Annotated in this window: 1 protein-coding gene; it reads left to right on the forward strand. The window is 63.8% G+C overall.

Translation table 11 applies throughout. The annotated features are described in order from the left end of the window. Nucleotides 1-511 (forward strand): NAD(P)/FAD-dependent oxidoreductase (locus ASE71_RS36675; RefSeq protein WP_244497347.1); only part of this gene is annotated, 511 nt, incomplete at both ends.

The following is a 511-nucleotide window of genomic DNA, read 5'->3' on the forward strand; positions in this document are numbered from 1 at the left end:
GAACGGCGAACCGGGCCCGAACTTCGCCCGCGGCATGGCGCTCTTGGGCAAATACACGCTGATCGGCGAGGGCGTGCGCGGTTCGCTTGCCAAGCAGCTGATCGCCAAGTTCGATCTCTCCAGGGACAGCGACGTCCAGAAGTTCGGCATCGGTCTGAAAGAGCTCTGGCAGGTCAAGCCCGAGAACCATCGCCCGGGTCTGGTGCAGCACTCCTTCGGCTGGCCGCTCGGCATGAAGACCGGCGGCGGCTCGTTCCTCTACCACCTCGAAGACAACATGGTCGCCGTCGGCTTCGTCGTGCACCTCAACTACAAGAACCCCTATCTCTTCCCCTTCGAGGAGTTCCAGCGCTTCAAGACGCATCCGGCGATCCGCGGCACGTTCGAGGGCGGCAAGCGGCTTTCCTATGGCGCACGTGCGATCACCGAGGGCGGTTACCAGTCGGTACCGAAGTTGTCCTTCCCCGGTGGTGCGCTGATCGGCTGTTCGGCCGGTCTCGTCAACGTGCCG

The sequence above is a fragment of the Ensifer sp. Root954 genome (genome assembly GCF_001429005.1).
Taxonomy (GTDB): Bacteria; Pseudomonadota; Alphaproteobacteria; order Rhizobiales; family Rhizobiaceae; genus Ensifer; species Ensifer adhaerens.